Annotated in this window: 17 protein-coding genes; 12 read left to right on the plus strand and 5 right to left on the minus strand. The window is 61.3% G+C overall.

The window, feature by feature from the left end:
* Window positions 1–440: 440 nt before the first annotated feature.
* The 9 genes from QRN59_RS10195 (at window position 441) to QRN59_RS10235 (ending at window position 10,929) form a co-directional block, all read left to right on the plus strand.
* Window positions 441–2,312: a phage/plasmid primase, P4 family gene (locus QRN59_RS10195; protein ID WP_284982394.1), complete on the plus strand. Its 1,872-nt coding sequence runs from the start codon at window positions 441–443 to the stop codon at window positions 2,310–2,312.
* Window positions 2,313–2,372: 60 nt separating this feature from the next.
* Entirely contained in the window at window positions 2,373–2,609 is a 237-nt protein-coding gene (locus QRN59_RS10200; protein ID WP_284982395.1) for a hypothetical protein, read from the plus strand.
* A gap of 51 nt (window positions 2,610–2,660) precedes the next feature.
* Window positions 2,661–5,966, plus strand: coding sequence for a hypothetical protein (locus tag QRN59_RS10205; RefSeq protein WP_284982396.1), 3,306 nt, complete (start codon window positions 2,661–2,663; stop codon window positions 5,964–5,966).
* A 166-nt stretch (window positions 5,967–6,132) separates the two neighbouring features.
* Window positions 6,133–6,558: a hypothetical protein gene (locus QRN59_RS10210; RefSeq protein WP_284982397.1), complete on the plus strand. Its 426-nt coding sequence runs from the start codon at window positions 6,133–6,135 to the stop codon at window positions 6,556–6,558.
* Between the two features lie 23 nt (window positions 6,559–6,581).
* A complete protein-coding gene (locus QRN59_RS10215; RefSeq protein WP_284982398.1) occupies window positions 6,582–7,019 on the plus strand; it encodes a hypothetical protein in 438 nt (145 codons plus the stop codon).
* On the plus strand, window positions 7,012–7,335 hold the full coding sequence (locus QRN59_RS10220; protein ID WP_284982399.1) for a PDDEXK family nuclease: 324 nt from the start codon (window positions 7,012–7,014) through the stop codon (window positions 7,333–7,335). The genes QRN59_RS10215 and QRN59_RS10220 overlap by 8 nt, the downstream gene beginning before the upstream one ends.
* A gap of 36 nt (window positions 7,336–7,371) precedes the next feature.
* Window positions 7,372–7,740 (plus strand): glutaredoxin family protein, encoded by a 369-nt coding sequence (locus tag QRN59_RS10225; protein ID WP_284982400.1) that lies wholly within the window; start codon window positions 7,372–7,374, stop codon window positions 7,738–7,740.
* A 26-nt stretch (window positions 7,741–7,766) separates the two neighbouring features.
* Window positions 7,767–7,913, plus strand: a complete 147-nt coding sequence (locus QRN59_RS10230) for a hypothetical protein (RefSeq protein WP_284982401.1) — start codon at window positions 7,767–7,769, stop codon at window positions 7,911–7,913.
* Window positions 7,914–8,139: 226 nt separating this feature from the next.
* Window positions 8,140–10,929, plus strand: coding sequence for an SNF2-related protein (locus QRN59_RS10235; RefSeq protein WP_284982402.1), 2,790 nt, complete (start codon window positions 8,140–8,142; stop codon window positions 10,927–10,929).
* A 192-nt stretch (window positions 10,930–11,121) separates the two neighbouring features.
* Here QRN59_RS10235 and QRN59_RS10240 read toward each other — a convergent pair whose 3' ends face one another.
* The 4 genes from QRN59_RS10240 to QRN59_RS10255 form a co-directional block, all read right to left on the minus strand.
* Window positions 11,122–12,954: a Kelch repeat-containing protein gene (locus QRN59_RS10240; RefSeq protein ID WP_284982403.1), complete on the minus strand. Its 1,833-nt coding sequence runs from the start codon at window positions 12,952–12,954 to the stop codon at window positions 11,122–11,124.
* A gap of 423 nt (window positions 12,955–13,377) precedes the next feature.
* A complete protein-coding gene (locus QRN59_RS10245; RefSeq protein ID WP_284982404.1) occupies window positions 13,378–14,460 on the minus strand; it encodes a hypothetical protein in 1,083 nt (360 codons plus the stop codon).
* 515 nt (window positions 14,461–14,975) lie between these two features.
* Entirely contained in the window at window positions 14,976–15,878 is a 903-nt protein-coding gene (locus tag QRN59_RS10250; protein ID WP_284982405.1) for an alpha/beta hydrolase fold domain-containing protein, read from the minus strand.
* Between the two features lie 3 nt (window positions 15,879–15,881).
* Window positions 15,882–16,340, minus strand: coding sequence for a helix-turn-helix domain-containing protein (locus QRN59_RS10255; RefSeq protein WP_284982406.1), 459 nt, complete (start codon window positions 16,338–16,340; stop codon window positions 15,882–15,884).
* A 221-nt stretch (window positions 16,341–16,561) separates the two neighbouring features.
* On the opposite strand from QRN59_RS10255, the gene QRN59_RS10260 reads away from it, so the two are divergent.
* From QRN59_RS10260 to QRN59_RS10270, 3 genes are all read left to right on the plus strand, one after another.
* The gene (locus QRN59_RS10260; protein WP_284982407.1) at window positions 16,562–17,071 is read left to right on the plus strand and encodes a hypothetical protein; all 510 of its coding nucleotides are present in this window, start codon (window positions 16,562–16,564) and stop codon (window positions 17,069–17,071) included.
* A 226-nt stretch (window positions 17,072–17,297) separates the two neighbouring features.
* Entirely contained in the window at window positions 17,298–17,549 is a 252-nt protein-coding gene (locus QRN59_RS10265; RefSeq protein WP_284982408.1) for a hypothetical protein, read from the plus strand.
* Window positions 17,546–17,911 carry a hypothetical protein gene (locus QRN59_RS10270; protein ID WP_284982409.1) on the plus strand — a complete coding sequence of 122 codons (366 nt, stop codon included), beginning with the start codon at window positions 17,546–17,548 and terminating at the stop codon, window positions 17,909–17,911. Before QRN59_RS10265 ends, QRN59_RS10270 begins: the two co-directional genes overlap by 4 nt.
* Before the next feature lie 61 nt (window positions 17,912–17,972).
* Here the strand turns inward: QRN59_RS10270 and QRN59_RS10275 are convergent, their stop codons facing one another.
* The gene (locus QRN59_RS10275) at window positions 17,973–18,566 is read right to left on the minus strand and encodes a LysM peptidoglycan-binding domain-containing protein (RefSeq protein ID WP_284982410.1); all 594 of its coding nucleotides are present in this window, start codon (window positions 18,564–18,566) and stop codon (window positions 17,973–17,975) included.
* Window positions 18,567–18,701 lie beyond the last annotated feature (135 nt).

An 18,701-nucleotide genomic window follows, 5' to 3' on the forward strand; every position in this document is an offset into this window, starting at 1 on the left:
CCGTCTGACCAGGCAAGACAGCCTGTATCAGGCGTTTTGATACAGCTCTTGATCCAAGCGGACAACAGGGGGCCCGCCGCCATCGCAGCCCACCTCTCCCGCGACACCCCGCTCGATCGAATCGGGACCCGCGCTTCGGGTGGCTCACGCCGCCCACGGGTGAACCTCTGTGCTGCCCCGCTGCCCCTTCGCGACTCCGCGGAAAGGCCCGGGTGTCGACGAGCCGCTGTGGCAATCCAACCGAGCCGCCTGTTGGCCCTGCGCACCCGCGACTGACACCAGCCGCCCTATCGACTCGTCTCAGTTTCGATTCCGAATGAGTTGTGATAGGTGAGTTGAATGCCATAGGCTTGCACCACGACTTCCATTCGAATACGAGTCCCGTCGGCTTCCCACAACCGCCGCCGGCACGACTCTCCGCAAGACGGAAAGAGACACGCATGAGCACTTCTGGCACAGACAGCTCTCAGGCCCAGGCTCAAGCTGGGCGGTCCTTCACCGACCTCCAGGCCGATCTGCTCGCCTTCTTCGACAACCGCCCGGGCGGAGGCACCGTCGCAGCCCCGCAGAACCTCATCGTCACCCACGTGACGGACGAGTACCTCGCCAGCCTGGATCTATCTGCGCCGCCGGCACCTCGCCAGCTCGAGCAGGAGCTTCTCGCCTCCTGCTACGGGATCGTGACGAACGAGAACCTCAAGATCCCCAAGGGCGACGGCGTGTACCCGATCCCGAGGCACCTCTCGACCTGGCAGGTCGCGCAAGTTCTGCTGCGCCTGCACCACGTCGTGCGCATCGCCCCCACTGATGCGAACACCGACCGCGAGTACGACATGCTCGCCATGTACATCAGGCACGGTCCGAGCCGCGGCATCTACACGGCCAGCGAAGATGACCTGCGGACCACGGCCAGGCGCTACAACACCCAGCTCACCACCAACGACTTCAAAGAGGTCGTCGCCGTGCTGCGTGAAGACGCTCCGCGGGTGCACCTGAACTCCCACCGCGATCTCATTGCCGCCAACAACGGCATCGTCTACTACGGCACTGAGCCGTTGGACATCACGCTCGGCGGCAAGCAGTTCCATTTCGAACCGAAGAAGGTCCACCCCTTCGATGCTGCGTTGGTCTTTACCGTCAAGAGCGCCATCGACTATGTCGAGGACGCGCCGATGGTCAGGATCCCGCATCCCGACCCCGCCGACGGCGAGTGGGAAGTCGGCGAGTGGATCCACGACCTCTTCTACACAGACGGCGACGAGGAGTTCAATACCAGGAACGCCGGGCTGGCAGCCCTCACCTGGGAAGTCCTGGGTGCGCTCGTGCGGCCGCATGTCAGCTGGAACAAGACTGCCTGGTTCCACTCCGAGCAGGGCAACAACGGCAAGGGCACGCTGTGCTCGCTGGGCCGGAACCTGCTCGGATCCGGTGCGCACACTTCGATCCCGATCAAGGACTTCGGCAAGGAGTTCGCGCTTGAGCCCCTGATCAAGTCAAACGCGATCATTGTCGACGAGAACCCGGTGGGGATCTTCGTCGAAGAGGCCGGCAACTACAAGACCGTCGTCACCAACGACACCCTGCAGATCAACCGGAAGCACCGGGTGCCGATCGCTTTCGAGTTCCACGGCTTCATGATCCAGTGCGTCAACGACCTGCCGAAGTTCAAGGACAAGTCTGAGTCTCTGTACCGCAGGCAGCTGATCCTGCCGTTCACGAAGAGCTTCACGGGAGCCGAGAAGCGCTACATCAAGAACGACTTCCTCAAGCGCCGCGAGGTCCTCGAGTACGTGCTCTGGTACGTGATCAACTGCGCCGGAGCCGCGTCGCCCGGGAGCTACTATGAGCTCTCCGAGCCGCCCGCGACGCAGGTGCTGCTCGCAGAGTACAAGGAGACGAACGACCCCGTCCGTGCCTTCTGGACCGAGTTCCGCGGGCTGTTCGTCTGGGACCTGCTGCCGTTCTTCTTCCTCTACGACCTGTACCGGGTGTGGTTCACGCGCGTCTCGCCCTCAGGCAAGCTCGTCGGCCGCCAGCAGTTCATCACCGACCTGTTCGGCATCGTGCAGAACGACCCTCTGTGGCACTGCAACGACAAAGCCCGCACGATTCGCCCCGGCAGCAAGATGGCACTCTCCGAGCCGCTCATCGCCGAGTACGAGCTGAAGGACTGGTACACGCCCGGCTACACCGGCACGGACCCGAATCGACTGGGCATCCCGCTGCTAAAGCCGAACTACCGAGGTCTGCTGCGCATCGTCCCGCTCGGCGGTACCGCGGCACCCGCTGCGTCTGTCTCGACCGATGACTGACCGGCCTCCGGCACTCCGGACTCGTCCATCTGCATCACCGACCAGGAGGTCGTTTCTCCCATGTCCCGAATGACCACGGCGATCCAGTCCGTCGCCACGGCCCTGCTCCGTCTCGCTGAGGAGCAGGGCCGTATGGCCGACATCCAAGCCGAGACCGCGAAACAGCAGCGGATCACCAACCTGATCGTCCGATCGCAGATTGAGACGGATCAAACCGAGAAGACACGCCTGCTCACCGAAGCCCGTCGTCGCATGGACGCCCCGAGTCGGCGCGACCTGCGTGACCACAACCTGTAGCACGCAGGTGTCCACCGGCGTGCCCGATCCCTGAACCGAAACGAGAGACCCATGCCTGCTTTCGCCGACGCCGGCACCAAGCCGAAGCCTCGTCCGCTCACACCCGTCACCGCCGATTCGTCGCTCTTCAGCTTCTACGACATCGAGTCGCTGTCGAACGTGTTCAGCGTCGTCGTCTACACGCCGCGCACCGATGAGGCCGTGGACGAGCTCGAGGTGTTTTATCTGGTCGACGACGCGGTACTGGCCCAGTCCCTCGATCCCCATGCTCTCGTCTCCGCGATCCGCGCCGGCAACCCGGGTCTGCCGATGGTCGACGTCTCGCTGCGCGATCTGCACACCATCCAGGGGAACCTCCGGCTCGCCCAGCTCATCGGGCTCTCCGACGCCGACCAGGTCTGCGACCATGACCAGGAGTCGTCCTACCCCCGGGATCTGCGTCCCGTCTGTGACACGGATCCCGAATTCGACCCGGCGGCACATCCATTCCTGGCCGGATACAACTCGCTCAACTACGACACCACGATGCTCGCGCTGTACCTCACCGAAGTCTTCTCCGACATCGTCGGACACCGCAAGCGCCTGACCGACGCCCAGCAGATGCGGAGTTACGCGCGGACCCCGCAGCAGATCGCCGACGCCGAGGAACTCCTGGAGCAGGTCTTCGCGCAGCGTCCGGTGTTCCGGCCGGTCACGGCCAAGACGCTGCGCGCTCACAACGACCAGCTGTTCGATGAGAAGAACATCGACTACATGCCGCGCTACATCGGCTGGGAGAGTCCTGCTGCGAAGATCCGGCGCGCCATGATCCACTCGGGTCGCCACCTCGACGTCAGCCGGCTCAACGAGCTGCAGTCCAAGGTGGCACTCAAGCACCTGCTCGGCATGCTCGGACACCAGATCAAGGAGTCCGAAAAGCTGGGCCACGACGCGGTGATCACCACCGTGGAGGAGCTCTACGAATTGCTGGCCTACAACGTTGCCGACTGCCTGGGTCTCGCACAGCTGTTCCGGCACCCGACGTACTCGAGTGCCTTCGACCTGAAGGCCGGTCTGCTGGCCCAGTACTCCGAGACCGTCTTCACGATGAAGCAGACTGTGCGCCGCGACCGCCTCGCCATCGACTCGTCCTCGGCGAAGTTCGTGGGTCGGATCCTCGCCCCGTTCACGGCGCTGAACGACATCAGGACTGTCTCTTTCAACTATCCGCACCCCGAGGTCGCCAGGGAACTGAACATCGAGCCGGTCAACGTGCTCGACGAGTGCGTGCGCTTCTTCGAAGAAGAGGTTGCAGCCGACCGGGCAACCAATGCCGCCCAGGCCAAGGCATACGCCGACTTCATGCAGATCGTCGCGTACTACCGCTCGATTGAGGGGCAGAACTTCAACAACTCCGAGGAATATGCCGAGCGATACGGCCTGCCTGCGCAGGTGCTCGACGAGATCCCGAAGACGCCGAACAACCTGCGGTACTTCCACCGGGACGGCCGGCCTTCGTCGTGCTTCGCGACGTTCTCCACCGGCGGCATCCACGGTGCCGAGGTCGACATCGCGACCTTCGAGCGGGACTCCGCCGCGCACCGCGAGAGTGCATCCATGCTCGAGATGGCCAAGTTGTTCTACCCCGACGCCAAGGACTTCGTCGCCGAGGCCAAGCGCCAGCACAACCTGCTCGCTCTGCCCGACGGCACGTTCGTCGACAAGCGCCTGGTGCTGCTGGGCTCCGACCCGGAGAAGGTGAAGTACCGCAAGGCCAAGAAGGGCGACCCCGGACAGACCGAGCAGCTTGCACGGGCTCAGCACCAGGTGCCGGATGCTGCGATGCTTCTGGCGACTCAGCGCCCGGACGCCCAGGCACTCGACGTGGCGATCACCGACAGCATGAGCCCAGGCGGCGTGCGTGTCATCACCGGCAAGCTCGTGCTAGCCAAAAGCACCGCCAATGCCGCCGAGTACCGGACCGGGCCGGTGAAGCAGGCACCTGAGCTGTTCCCCGCAAAGAGGACCGACGCGTCCACGAAACTCCACCCGAAGTACTCGCACACTTCGGCTGGGCTCGTCACGCACGAGGACTTCACCAGCTACTACCCGAACCTGCTGCGCAACATGCGCGCATTCTGGAACCCTGAGCTGGGGGAGGACCGCTACGCGACGATTTTCTTCGACAAGGAGCGCTACGGAAAGGAGATGAAGCAGCCCGGCATTTCCGCCGAGCTGAAGACCCGGCTCAACACATTGCGTAACGGCACGAAGCTCATCCTCAACGCGGCATCAGGTGCCGGTGACGCCTCGCACAAGACTCCCATCCGGATGAACAACGTGATCATCTCGATGCGGATCATCGGGCAGCTCTTCTCCTGGCGCATCGGCCAGGCCCAGACGCTGGCCGGCGCTCGAATCATCAGCACGAACACGGACGGTCTCTACTCGATCCTCGACCCGGAGATCAACAATCGTGTGCTGGCCGATCAGGCGGAGCTCATCGGCGTGGACATCGAACCCGAGGCAATGTTCCTGGTCAGCAAGGACTCGAACAACCGCCTCGAGCTGCTGCCGCCGCGCGGGGCATCCGAGGATCTGCCCGTTGCCCAATGGGAGATCCACAGCGCAGGCGGAGGCACGCTCGCCTGTCATGCCGGTCCACGGCCGGACAAGGCGCTGGCCCATCCCGCGGTCATCGACCACGCGCTGGCCAGATACTTGCAGGCTGTCACCGCGGCCAGAGGGGAGAGCGCTCTGGCTGAGCCCTTCGACGCAGCCCTGGGACGCAAGCTCATCGACGAGGCCCGCGATCCAGAAAATCCGGTGCGCACCGCGTTGATGTTCCAGACCATGGTCACAGCCTCCCGGGGCTCGATCACCTATCCGTTCGCCGCCGACCCCATGCCTGTAGGCGATGAGGAGAGCAGCAACGAGGCCGCCCCGATCACCAATCCCAGGCCGCTGCAGATGGTCAACCGGGCCTTCGTCGTGCAGGCCGGCACGCAGGATGCCGTGAGCTTGCACAACGCCGGGGCCTGGAAGGTCGCGCCGGCGGTTCAGGCAAAGCGACGCGAGAACGCCGAGTCTCCGGCACGCGACGAGATCGCCAAGTCGATCCTGGCCCACCACGGCTGGGCATCGGACAGCTGGGCGTACGCGCAGAACCGGAAGATGCGCCTCATCCCGGAGGACCAGGACGTGACCACGCGCCGGATCAACGGCGTCGATCCCTCGTGGTCGATGGTCATCTGCAACGAGGATCTGCACTCCATGGACGTCTCGAGGCTGACCGGGCTCATCAGCTCGCTCGACCTCGAGGTGTACACACAGATGCTCGGTGAGACGTTCACGAAGAACTGGATGAACGCCGCCTGATCGGCAGATCAGCACAGCGTCGCCCCGCTGCAGGACCCGGAAGGCCGGCCGGAGTATTCCGACCGGCCTTCCGCATACGCGCATGTATCAACCCGCCATTCCATACGCAATAGAATCGCGTCATACTTGAATGGAATAGATGATTCAATAGTGACTCGTAATAGGCATGCTACTGCAATCGCAAAGGAGCACTGACCATGTCTACTTCAACACTCGAAAGCCCCTCACGCCTCGCCGTACGTGCGACCCCGACCCCTACGGAGCGGCGATGAAGGCCGCGCTCGGCGCGTCCAAGGTCCGCCCCGTGGTTCTGGAACTCGTCCGCGAACACGGCCCACTCACGCACGACGAGCTGATCGACTGGTACCGCCGCCTGCTCGCCTTCGAAGAGGGCACCCCGCGCGCCTCCGACTCCGGCATCCGCACCCGACTGCGCGAGCTCGTCAAGGCGGGGCTCATCGTCGAAGACGCCGAAGAAGGTGAGTCCCTGTTCGGCAACCGCGCAAAGCGCTGGGTCTCCATCGACATGCTCGAAGGCCTCATCAGCGACGACAGCTACGACCAACGCGCAACCGACACTGACGACGACTGAGCCCAAGCGAAAAGGAGAATCAGATGCGCCCTGACCTCATCCCCGGCGTGAACGTGGACCGAGTGGACGTCGCAGCCGGATGCCGGATGGCTGCCCAGCTCGGTTACAGCGACTTCCAAGCCCAGATGATCGTGGAGTACGCCCCGATGCGTCATCACCGCGGCGAAGAGGGTGGGGCCGAACGCACCTGGCTTGCCCAATTCCCTCGCGACCTCACCAGCTGGCGGGCGATTCTCGCCCACGCGGTCGCGAAGACAGCTGAATCGTCGGCCCCGGAAGACCCGGCAACGCGCCTGCCGCGCCAATATTGCGAGGAGGTCCTGGACGAAGAACAGAACGACGGCATGGGCTGCCGCTTGAGCGCTGATCATGATGACGGCCATCTCTGGAACCGGCCAGAAGAGCTGCCCTCCGGGCATCCTCGCCGAAATCAAGAAGAAAGCGACGCAGCGGATGGCTGAGATCCGCGAAAACCCCATCGAGCGCTACCTGCTCTCGCAATCCAGGGCCAATGGCTTCCTCTGCATGAAGTTCGTGTCCCCTGCGCGCGGCGGCATTCCTGACCGGATCGTCATCACCCCCGGCTCACACGGCACAGTCTTCGTCGAGGTCAAGCGCCCAGGTGAAGAACCCGAGCCGCGGCAACACGCCACACACGCCAAGATGCGCCGCTTCGGAGCCGAGGTCCATGTCGTCAACAGCCACGCGGCTGTCGAACAGCTCATGCAGTACCTCTCCGGAGCGTCGAACGCAGCGCAGACCAGGCAGTCGGCGTAGCGAACCACCCACCGCCCTCAACGAAAGAAGCACACGATGACACCCCCGACCACCATGCTCGACATCCCGCGAACGGCGCACGCCGAGCCCGATATCACGATCTACGGCCCCGAAGATTGCCCGAATTGCGAACAGGCTATGCGATTCTTCGACCGCGGCAAGATCGCGTACACGAAGATCACCATCGAGCCCGGCGACAAGGACCATCGCCACATCACCGAAGAGCTCGGCTACGCCTCCGCTCCGGTGATCGTCCTGACGTTTACGAGGGGTGCCAATCCACACACGGTGCACTGGGGCGGCCATCGCATGGACATGCTCATGGCCACGAAGAGCCTGGTCGCGAACATCCGGGCAGAAGTGGAGACCGAGACCGCCGACAAAGCTGTGCCGGTGTCGGTATGACCCCACACCGAAGGATCGAATCCGATATGCCCTGGCCCAAAAAGAAGTCCGCACAGAGCGGCTCCCCGCCCGACAGCCAGCAAACGAAGGATCTCCCGACCCTCGCGATCATCGCCGTCATGCTCGCCGCAATCGTCATCATCGGCGTCGGTCTGTGGCTGTTAAAAAGCTGATCCAGAAGCCCGGACTCGCGGCGTAGAGCGCACGGCAGTACCACGACGCTGCGCACCCGATCATCACGAAAGGAGAGGGCTGCGCAGCGTTGCTGCGTTGCTCGCACCGCTCATGACCATCCTCACCACCGCCGGGGCACCTCCCGTGCCGCCTGGTCCTCCGCCAGCTGTACCTTTACCCCCAGCGCCTCCGGCCACGACCCCCTCTCTGTCCACCTTCACATTGATGCCGCACCAGCAGCAGGCCGTCGACTTCATCGCAAGCCGTCCGGCCTCTGGCGTTTGGCTCGGTGTCGGGGCCGGCAAGGCCCAGCCTCTACACGCTCGGATCCTCACGCCCACCGGATTCATCCGGATGGCTGAGGCAAAGATCGGCACCAAGATCGTCACCCCGAGCGGTGACGTCTCGATGATCGACGGTGTCTTCCCCCAGGGGGAGCGCCCCGTCTACGAACTCCGGCTCCACGACGGCCGTCGCATCCAGGCCGACGAGGACCACATCTGGTCCGTTGCCACCGACAAGCAGCGGACAAAGGGCACCTTTATCCATCGAACCACTCTCCAACTCCTGAACGACCTCCGGAAGAAAAGCGGATCGCCCAAGTGGTCGATCGCCTCGATCGATCCCGTAGACCTCGGCAAGTGGGACAGCAGCATTGATCCTTGGCTCCTCGGTGCGCTCCTCGGAGACGGCGGGCTTACTACCGGATCGCCATCTCTGTCGATGCCAGATGCTGAAATCCTCGATCAGGTGACAGCGCTGCTTCCCGCAGGCGTCACGCCTACAAAGAAAGGAGACACCGACGACTTCTATCTGACTAACTCGGGCGAAGGGCCCAACAATGCCCTACTCGACGAGCTCCGTCGAATCGGGGTCTGGGGCCATGGATCCGGAACGAAGTTCGTTCCGGAGAACTTGCTGCACGCGCCGATCTCGGACAGACTTGCGCTCCTCCAGGGTCTGCTCGACACCGGTGGTAACGCAAGCAAGTCCGGTTTCGACGTGACCTTCAAGTCCGAGCAGCTTGCCGACGACGTCCGGTGGCTTGCCCATTCGCTGGGTGGGCGTGCGTCGAAGTGCCGGAAGGTCATCAGTTCCGGACTCTACGCTGGGAACGTCTATCACCGAGTCTACGGACGGTTGCCCAACTCAATGGAACCGTTCCGACTCGCGCGCAAACGTGATGCTCGGCGGCCCCACAACGACAGGCGACGGCAGTCCTATGACACGATGTATACCTCGATCTCCGAGATCTCCTTCAAGAGATACGAAGAGACACAGTGCATCAGGGTCGCACACCAGTCCCACGAGTACGTGACCGACGGCTTCGTACGGACGCACAACACGATCACGGCTCTGTCGGCGCTCCAGCAGATCCGTCCCATCGGCCACATCCTGGTCATCGCACCCGTCGCGATCGCACGGTCCACCTGGCTCGACGAGATCGAAGAGCGCGGCTTCAACATCCGCACCCGTTCGCTGATCGTCGACGAACGGGACCGCAAGCTCTCGAAGAAACAGCGGCTCGAGCGCATCAAGGAGGTGTTCGTAGACCCGCCGACGATGTACTTCATCAACCAGGATTTGATCACCCGTTCCCCGGACAAGCGCTGCAAAGTCTGCCACGGCGACGGGCTGAAGGGCCGCGTCTGCACCGCCTGCCAGACCGGGCTCGTCGACCAGATGCCCGTACAGAAGCTCAGGGGTCCTGATGGAAAGCTGCGCGACACCATCATCTGGCCATTCCAGACCGTTATCATCGACGAGTCCCAGGAATTCAAGTCGCACTCGTCCAATCGCTTCAAAGCACTGCGCTTGGTCCGCCCGGCGATCACCAGGTTCATCGAGCTGACCGGCACGCCGTCGCCGAACGGACTGGAGGATCTCTGGAGCCAGATGTACCTCCTGGATCAGGGTCAGGCCCTCGGTGCGACGATCACAGAATTCCGACGGCGGTGGTTCACACCGAAGATGATCCCCGGGCAGACCGTCCCGGTCGGATGGGACCCGAACCCCGGGGCAGAACAACAGATCCACCAGGCGATCTCGCACCTGGTAATGAGCGCGCAGAACAGCACAGTCGTGCTGCCTCCGCTCACGATCGAGAACGTTCACGTCAAGCTGCCCGCCCACCTGATGGACGCCTATAAGGCATTCAAGCGGGAGCTGGTCATCGACGTCGTCAACGAGGCTGCGCAGCGCAAGGCTGAGCTGGCCTACGACCATTGGGTGAAGCATTCGCCGCAGCCTGAGGCGCAGGTGATCCGGGACCATCTCGCGGCGCTCACGGGCACTGCGCTGTCTGACGCCTACGAGAAGTTCAAGGCCGGTATGATCCAGGACTTCCTCCAGGATCCTGACGCGCAGCTCATCAAGACCGTCATCGCCGAGAACCAGGCCGTGCTCACGAGCAAGCTCATGCAGTTCGCCTCGGGCACGCTCTACACGGCAGACCCGGACGATCCGTCGACCAAGGGCCAGTACGAGATCCTCCACGACGAGAAGATCCAGATGGCCGAGTACCTGATCCGCAACAACGGGGGAGACCCCGTGCTGGTCGTGTACCACTTCAAGTCCGATCGCGAGCAGCTCATGCTCAAGCTCGACAAGGCCTGCATCAAGGCTGAAATCTTCGACGGTTCGCGTGAGATGAAGCAGCGCTGGAGCAACAAGCAGATCCAAGTGATGCTGATCCACCCCGCGTCTGCTGGCGCAGGGCTGAATCTGCAGCACGGCGGCTCCACGATGATCTGGTACACGATGCCGTTCTCTCTGAAGCATTACCTGCAGACGAACGGCAGGCTCTTCCGAACTGGCCAGACCAAGCCGGTGCGCATCTACCAGCTGATCACCAAGGGCACGCAGGACGAGCGGATGCCGGTGGTGCTCCAGACCAAGGAGCTCACCCAGGACCGGCTCATCCGGGCAGTCGACGTCGAGAAAGGCCTCGAACTCGCCTTGATTGACGAGATCCGAGATGACCTCAACGACCTCTGGACGACCACACGGCTGTGACCCTCACGCCAACGACGGCGGGACTGCATTCCAGCAGTCCCGCCGCATGGTCCAGGACTTCAGTCGATCCGAAATCGGCAAAGCCGATTCGGGTGGTGCCACAGATTCCGACCGGGCGCGATCGGATTCCTGCCCTAGCCACGTACATCCGTACTTGATTCTCGGCATTCACCATGGGGAGGGTCAAGGCTTTCACTTGTAAATCGAGCTGAAAGCGAGTGGTCGGCCAGAGTGGTTCACTAGCTCCAAACCGCCAGCCACCAGAACGGACCCGTTCTTTAACTCTGTAGCGGTGTGGCCTGCTCGCGCTGGATATACGTTATTGCCGTTTGACCAGGTAGCCTTTTTGGGGTCATAAACCTGGGTCGCGGAAATGGCATTTCCAGCTTGGCCATAACCACCGACAACCAGCACCGTGCCGCCCTTCATCAAGGTCGCTGTATGAAGAATTCGCGCAGAAGCCATTGGCGCGGTTGCGGACCACGTTCCAGTTCCGGGGTTGTAGAGCTCAGCACTAGCTAGTATTCCCTCGCTGTTAAGTCCGCCTGCTACGAGCACCTTGCCGTTTGCCAATACTGCTGTGTGCAATGAACGGGGTGTGATCATTGAACCCGTGGCCATCCACGTACCGAGGGCGGGATCGTAAATGTCGGCGCTTACGAGAAATGGCACTGCTCCATTGGCAAACTGGCCAGAGCCCCCAGTGACTAATACTTTCCCGTTCGGAAGCATTGTTGTCGTGTGACTGCCTCGTGCCGTCGTCATTGATCCTGTCTGCGACCACGTACCCGTGGCAGGATCGTAAAGCTCGGCCGTGGCCAAACGGTCATGCAGTCCTGTTCCCCCTGTAACAAGCACCTTTCCATTTGCGAGGAGGACGGCAGCATGGTTTGCACGGACTGTGGACATCGATCCGGTAGTTGACCATTTGCCCGTGGCAGGATCATATAGCTCGGCGGTTGCGATTCGGCCGTGTAGGCCGTCACCCCCTGCAATGAGCACCTTTCCATTGTTGAGCAAGGTGGCAGTGTGTCCGTCTCTCCCCGCGATGAGATCGCCAGTGGTGGCCCAAGTGTTCGCCTTTGGATCGTAAAGCTCTGCACCGCTTTCGTAGCCGTTGGCTGAGGTTTCTCCTACACCACCGGCGACAAGAACACGACCGTCGTTCAAGAGGGTGGCGGTGTGGGCCGCCCGTGGCTGATTCATGCATGGGGAAGGGACTTCGCCCTCAATGGCAGCCAGCATTGGTTCGATCCAGCACTGTTCCTTGGCGATTGACGTAACACCGTCCCACTGCGGGTTTCCCAGAGGCTCGTCGGTGTCCGTGAGCCCCACAAGACGAGGCACTCCGCCCACGAGCTCCATGACCGGGCCACCGCTGTCACCTCCGAGGATGGTCGACGTCGGCGAATGAGTGCAAAAGTGTATCGCCGGGTCAACCGACGGGCAGTTGGTAATGGGGACCACCGCGGTATTCATCTGCTGTAATTGATTGGCCAAGCCTGCAGTAAGACCGGTGAACCCGTACCCCGCGGTGGTTAACGCCGTCCCGTCGGAAGGCAGATCGTTAGACATCCGCACTGGTGTGTCTCCGGGACTTGCATCCTTATTTAGGACAAGCAGCGCCACGTCATTGACCCATCCGTTTGTGCTGTATCCCGGATTGACAAGTTGTTGCTTAGCAGTCCGCGAATATTGATTCGGATATCCATAATGGAAGATGACTGTGCTTGTCGACGCCTTCTGGTAGACGCAATGCGCGTCAGTGATGACTACATTTGGACGGATCAGCGAACCCGTGCAATATTCGATTCGCTGGCCGTTCTTGCTATCCGTTGAAATTCTGACGGCGAAGGGGAAGGCGTTTGGATCCGACGTCGTTCCGTTCGTGATCGCGTTTGCTATTCCTCCATTCGCAATGAGAAGTGCGGACATGAGGGTCAGGATGGCGAGCCAGAACGTTCGTCTTGGTGCCCAGCGTATTGAAAATACGCGCCTAACAATTGGTTTCTGGGTTTCACTCATTTGGCGGTTCCGACTGCACAGTACTCTCCCCTTACGTCGGACTTCTTCCGGTTGAATCGTGGGTGCCTCTGGTTGACCAGGGTGCCCAAATTCCGTGTTCCTTCAAAGCACATGCCTCGCCCAACATTTCGTCCTCTGCGATCCACGCGAGCTTAAACCGAGCGTCGAACCAGAACACGAGTAGCTGACACCCGTCCCGACGAGCCCACGTCACTCTCAAGAAGCAGCGAACGTTGTTAACTACAGCCGGACTGCGGCACTTGTCTCACACCAATGTCACCGAGGACGCATCAGGGTTTCTTCCCCTTCGTCGACTCGCTTGCCGGTATCTACCAGCGCCGGGCCGACGCAGCCCGTGCTCTGATCTGCTCGCTCACGGAAGGGGAGCGGTGAGAGCCTCGAGCTTCACGCAGCATAAAGGGTTCAACGACCCCCATGAAGCGAAGAAGAAAATGATCGCTGCTTCCCTTTGCGACATTCCTTCGCCAAGGCGTGGATCATCTGAAGATCTTCAAGCCGTGTGGATCTTGGCGGCAACGCCTGGGAGATTGTGGGAGCAAGTCGATCTTCTGTGGTCTCGCCATGGATAAGGAGCGCGGCCACTTCTTTGACGGTCAACTGGCGTTCCGTATCAACCCGCAAAGTGGACAGAGCATCGGAAATCTCAATATAGGCCCTTTGCGTGCGAGCTGAGGCCGGTAGCTGCATCCGGAGCCGGAGTTCGGAAGATGACAGATGAACCGAAACCTCCCACAGCTTGCCGAGTTGCCAGAGTCGATATCTTGTGACGATGGCAGCCCAAGCTCGTTCACCAAAGCCCAGCAGCGCCGCTCCGCCGACACACAAACTGAGGAATATGCCTGTTGGGGCACGAATGATGGCGACGTCTTGGTGGATCCCGATCAAAACGGACCCCCCAAGGACAGCGTTCACCCAGATGAAACCTGCGCACCCAAAGCCAACCATCACGAGCGCTACTGCACTGATAGGGCGACGGCCGAACTCACCCGGCACTCGCGAAAAGGACAACCTCAGCAGCTGAAGAAGACCCCAGATGATGTAGAGGTGAAAAACTGCGATGTGGAACGCCACCGCCGGATTGAGTGGGTCAATCTTGGTCAGAGCGCTGATCGGGGGTGCCCAGGCAAATCCCAAGGGCCACGTAGCAAACAAGACCAGAGTAACCAGACCTGAACGTACCAGAGCACGCCTCAAGGTCAACGGTGGAATCTGTTCGAAGCGCAGAGTCAGGACAATCACCTCGAGAGCCCCGATGAGAATACCCAGCAGACCGTGCCACATCGCTAACCCGAAGTTGAAAAACGATGCGGTCAGCGTCATGGTCCCATAGGCCGTAGCCGCGATCCCCAGAGTAAGCAGCGCGACACTCATCGCCTGATGATTCACAGTTTCTCTCTGGTCCTTGAGGCGAACAGTCCTTTCGATGGCAAGAAAAAATGACACGCCGGCCAGAGCGATGAAGACCCAGTTGACTTTGTCGACCATCAACAAATCTCTTACTGCCAGCGCTCGTCAAAAAACGTATGACCGCCTCGAAGAACGCGTTCTCTCAGAAGGAACGAGAGGTGCGTTCCCAGCAATTCGGCGTCCGCTTCGGGCCCCTCTTCGTAAGTATCCCGAGCAGCGACAACCGACCGCACCAGATCTTGGTCAAGTCCAGTCACCAGGCCTGAATCCATGAGGGAATCGGCAAGATCCGCAGTATGCGCGTGCCCCAGCAGAGCGTGAGCCACTTCATGGCAGACTATGGCGGCCGTTCTCTCCGGTGAAGTCGAAGAGGACACCACGATATAGTCTGCGGTGTCAGTCGAGATCAACAACCCGGACCGGGCTGAACCCAGATCCTCAGTCAGAAGTGTCAGCGGCCTCCCGCGACTCCGGGAAAGAGCCTCCAAAAGGTCAGCTACCTCACCGCTTGCCGGAAGTAGCTCTTCGGCAGCTTTCAGTGCCGATCGAAGGTGGGGTCCCCAAATGTTCCGCATTAATCCCGAGCTGTCTACTTATGGTGCAGGAATACCTAGAATCGCCTGAACAATCTGACGCCGCGCCTGCTTACCCTCGGGGATTGGCAGTAGCGGGTAGACGTGAATGTGGCCCGCCTTCTCGTGGTACTCAACGTCCACACCAGCATCCCGGGCCTGTTCGACGAAAAGCCGTGTGTCCGGATTGAGGATGTCACGAGTGCCACTGAAGACCAGAAGCTTGGAAAGCCCCGCGAGCTCTCCGAGGAATGGATTGAGAACCGGGTCGTCGACATCGTCTCCGGCCCACATATCAACCAACTCCAACTGACCACGTTTCACAAGCCATGGATCCAAAGTTTGAACAGTATCGATCTCAGGGTTGGTCATCCGCAAGTCAAGTGCTGGGGAGATCAACACCGTAAGCGCCGCCGGAGAGCCCTGATTCCTCAGCAAAAGGCTGGCTGACATGGCGATAGACCCGCCAGCAGAGTCACCCATCAGAGTCAGAGGGCCCGGGTACTGCTGTGACAGCTTTGTGACGAAAGGGACAACTTCTGCCGCGGTTCCACCCTCATGTGCCAATGGATACACCGGCATGATCACTGTAGAGGACGTCTCTTCCGCCAGCTGTTCGATCAGCTTCCAATGATACGAAGATGCCTCGTGAATCCACCCTCCGCCGTGGAGATACATGATCGTGCCTCGTGAGGGACCCTTCGCCGGAGAGACAGCAAAGACACGCCAACCGCTGACCATCGCCGCGGACACACGGACTCCAGGTCGATGCCGCTTGGGGGCACTGACCGATCGCGGATGAAGCGTCAGATGATCCAGGTGAAGACGGACAGCCTCCCGCGTCAGGTAGTTCTTGTTCGCTTTCCGCCAGCGCATGATCGAGGGCATCAGCTTGCCCAGGACACTCATCTTCCCTGAAGTCACGATCTACTGCTCTTTCTTGTCTTTGTCGATTCCCTCGATCTTGCGGATCTGATCAAGCACAGCCAGCACGGAGCCCAGGCCCTCCTGCGAAACCCCGTGGGCACGCGTCAGGAGCCGCTTGACTCCGGCATCACGAATGGCGTTGATGACTTCGAGCGATTCCTGGATCTCAGTCGCAGCCTTGTCGTCCGCGAAGTAGGAAAGCGGGACATGAAACAACTCCGCCAGTCCTGCCAGGAGAACGAACGACGGATTCCGGCGGCGACCAGACCGCAGTGCTCTGATGTGGTTGGCGGTCACCACAATCCCTTGTGCCTGAAGCGCCTCAGCGACTGACTGCGAGGTGTGAAGAGTACGGTCTTCCGCACTCTTCGGCACTGTCCGGAACAGCTGATCTAGCCGCTGAGCAAGGTGCGGAAGTTCGTCTGGTCGGTGCTGGCCCGGATCATTCTCTTGATTCATTGGTGTTCCTCATCGATCCAACTCGCACCGGCCTCTCCGGTTTGAGTTGGGCTCGCACATCTATGGTACCGATGGAGAGAGCTTTGCGCGTCTAGGGACGCGCCAAAACAAACCGACCGACTTGCTTGTGCGTCTGTAGATGCTAGGCTGATCATGACTGCGTCTGTAGGGACATTTGAGTCTGGTTGAAGATCTGGGCTCGCACCAAAGAGGGGGAGCGGATGGTCAACAGTGACTCGGTTACGAGTGAATTCCAGGGCTTCAACGAGGCACGCCGCATCATTTGGTGCCACGAGATCCGTGCTCGTGTGATCGAGCGGCTCGAGTTGACGAGCTTCCTCACCGATGTTGCCATCGCTGCTGTACACGTCGACAACACCAGCCGGGCCGATCGGGTCTACCTCACCGCGTTCGACGCCGCTGGCCGACAGCTGCGCGGCGACACGCTCTACATCGACGAGCCCGGCCAGCACCTCGACATTGCACCCGAGTTCGACCACGACTTCACCAACATGGCCGTCATGCCTGGATCTGAACTCGAAGCAGCAATCAACCGTGAGTATGGCTGGGTCATCAACATGCAGGCACTGCGCGCCTACGATCTCATCGCCGACCGCCGCGCCACGCAGCGCGCGGTGCTGCTGGCGCACCTGCCGGATCTGATGAATCGAGGCGAGGCCCGAGGCTTCCTCTTCGGACCGAGCGACTCCGGCAATGCCGGCGCAGCCTGAACGCACCCTCGTCACCTGCTGTTCGCTGACCAGAACGCCCCGCAAGGATCCAAGTCCAGCGGGGCGTTCTGGTTTTCGTGGAGACCGCGTGAGCACAGGTGATGCAAAAGCGGGGGACCGACTGACGTCGGTCCCGGGGGAAGAGATGTGACGTGTTCCGAATCCGGATAGACCCGGATTCCCCCAGCGCCACGGGCAGACGTTCGAACAACCGAAAGAGGCTTCAATGGCCAGCACCTTCGATCCGGCGCTCACAGAGTCCACCCATCTGATCAACGCCCATCTCGTCCACATCTACAAGGTTGGCGGCGGCACCATCGGCCGCCGTTACCAGGGGAACTGGGCGTACCGCGTCAACCAGAACGGCAGGGTCGTCGCCTCCGGTGAGGACCTCTATACAGGCATGCCCAAGACGCATGACGAGGTCGCTGCCCTCGCAGTTGAGTTTTCGCTGGAGCCAGCCGGAGCTGGACGATGACGACAAAAACCTCAATCCCGGAACTGGCGGCCGAAGTGATCGTCGACGCACATGCGATCAACCGCCACGACGATGAGTCCGCGCTGCAGGCCTTCGCCTGGGCGCTCGGCCCCGACATCGACTATGAACAGGGCCTGCGCGAGTTCGCAGACGCCATCCAGGGTCAGCTCACCGCGGTCGCGAAATTGCTTGACCGCGAAGCGGCAATCGATCTGATCAACGCCAAGATCGAGTTGCTCTCCGAGTACAAGCTCGAATACCCCCAGGATTACGCGCCTGATGACATCGCTGAGATGCGAGCGGAGATTGCGCGCCTGGGCGAGCTTCGCGATCGGCTCGTGGCCTCCCCGGTTACGGCCTAGAACGCAACAAGACCCCCGACATGCAGTCGGGGGTCTTGTTGCGCAGCTGCCTTCGGCGACGTCACACCGGCGGAATCAGCAGTGCTGCCCCGGCATAGATCAGGTTCGGGTTTTCGATGCCGTTCGTTGCGACCAGCTTGTCGATCGGGACACCTGTCTCGGCCGAGATCAAGGTCAACGTGTCGTCGACCTTGATCAGGTAGACCTCGGGCTTCGGCTTGGGTGGCGGGGGAGTGGTCGTCTCAGTCGGCTTCACAGGTATCTGCTTGCCCGTCACGGGATCGATTCCCGTCACCGCACCATTCTCGAAGGCGTCCGGGGTGCCGTTGTGATTCACATCCGGCAGCGTGACGGTGACCGTGCCGTCCTGAACCGGATCCTTCGTGTGCGTCTCGGCCGCCCGGGCGGCGATTCCAACCCGGTTTTTTCCAAGCGCCTGAAGCAGCCCGCCGTCATCGTGCGCCGCCGAACCAAGGGCCCAGCCGGCGAAAAGCAGTCCGCCGGCAGCCATCAGCCCCGCGGCCAACACCGGACCATTGCTCAGATTCGCCCTCTCCGGACGTCGCTCAGCACCGGGATCACGCCCGGACCTCGTCGGATCGACCTTGTCCACCCCTGCGTGGTCCAGGTCCGTTCGAGTCATCGTGCCTGTCATCGCCGTGCGCCTCCTTTCAGCAATGGCACTCCCTACCATTGCACATCCATTCACTCATTCTACTCCAATACGAGTCCAACTTGATAGAATGGTTAGTTGATAGACCATTCGACTCGCCCGGCCCTCAACCCCCGT

This window comes from Arthrobacter sp. efr-133-TYG-118 (genome assembly GCF_030209755.1).
Taxonomy (GTDB): Bacteria; Actinomycetota; Actinomycetes; order Actinomycetales; family Micrococcaceae; genus Arthrobacter.